At 76.7% G+C, this 1,225-nt stretch carries 1 protein-coding gene and 1 pseudogene; both read left to right on the forward strand.

The window, feature by feature from the left end:
• Window positions 1-961 (forward strand): YifB family Mg chelatase-like AAA ATPase (locus tag PROKR_RS25600; protein WP_211240241.1); only part of this gene is annotated, 961 nt, incomplete at its 5' end.
• Window positions 954-1,225 (forward strand): annotated as a pseudogene (locus tag PROKR_RS36210) (DNA-processing protein DprA); the annotation flags it as partial. The gene PROKR_RS25600 and the pseudogene PROKR_RS36210, both read left to right, overlap by 8 nt.

Consider the following 1,225-nt stretch of genomic DNA (forward strand, 5'->3'; position numbering starts at 1 on the left):
GCTGCCGGGGGACCTGGCCGACGTCGTGGGACAGGAGCGGCCGCGCGCGGCCCTGGAGGTGGCGGCCGCGGGCGGGCACCACCTGCTGCTGGTCGGACCGCCCGGCGCGGGCAAGACGATGCTGGCCTCCCGGCTGCCGGGCATCCTCCCGGACCTGACCGATCGCGAGGCCGTCGAGGTCACTGCCGTGCACTCCGTGGCCGGCACGTTCGATCCCGGCGGCGGGCTGATCCGCCGTCCGCCGTACGAGGACCCGCACCACACGGCCACGCAGGCGGCCGTGGTGGGCGGTGGGTCCGGCATCCCGAGGCCGGGGGCGGTGTCGCGGGCGCACCGCGGCATCCTGTTCCTGGACGAGGCCCCGGAGTTCGGCGCCCGGGTGCTGGAGACCCTGCGCCAGCCGCTGGAGCAGGGCGAGCTGGTGATCCACCGGTCAGGCGGCGCGGCGCGCTACCCGGCCCGGTTCCAGCTTGTCATGGCGGCCAACCCATGCCCGTGCGGGCTGGCCATCGGCAAGGGCCTCGAGTGCAGCTGCTCGCCGACGCTCCGGCGCCGGTACTTCGCGCGGCTCTCCGGGCCGCTGCTGGACCGGGTGGACGTGCAGGTCGAGGTCCAGCCGGTGGACCGGGTCGAGCGCATGGAGGGCACGTCAGAGCCGACGTCGGCGGTGGCCGCACGCGTGCTCGCCGCGCGCCAGGCCGCCCGCGCCCGGCTTGCGGACACACCCTGGTCCACCAACGCGGAGATGCCCGGGCGGTTCCTGCGCGACCTGCTCCGGCCCCACCCCGGGCTGCTCGCCCCGATCGAGAAGGCCATGACCGCCGGGAGGCTCAGCCTGCGCGGCGTCGACCGGGTGCTGCGGATCGCCTGGTCCATCGCGGACCTCGCCGGGCGTGCGGCGCCCACCGTGGCCGACGTCGGCAACGCGCTGCTGCTGCGCACGGGAGGCGAGCATGACTGACCCGCTCTTCGCGCTGCCGCGCACCGGCCCCCGCTTCGACCGGGACGACCCGGTGCTGGCCCGGGCGGCATGGAGCCGGATCGCGGAACCGGGGGACCCGGTCGCGGGGGCCCTCGTGGGACATCTCGGTCCGGTCGACGCCCTCGACTGGCTGATCGACGCCGCCCGCGACCCCGATCGTGCCGGTGCCGCCCTACGGAGGATCGGTGGGGCGGGCGCCATCCAGGGAGCACTCGCCGGGTCGCCCGGACGGGCCGATGCGCC

Source organism: Promicromonospora kroppenstedtii DSM 19349, from assembly GCF_000515355.1.
GTDB lineage: Bacteria > Actinomycetota > Actinomycetes > Actinomycetales > Cellulomonadaceae > Promicromonospora > Promicromonospora kroppenstedtii.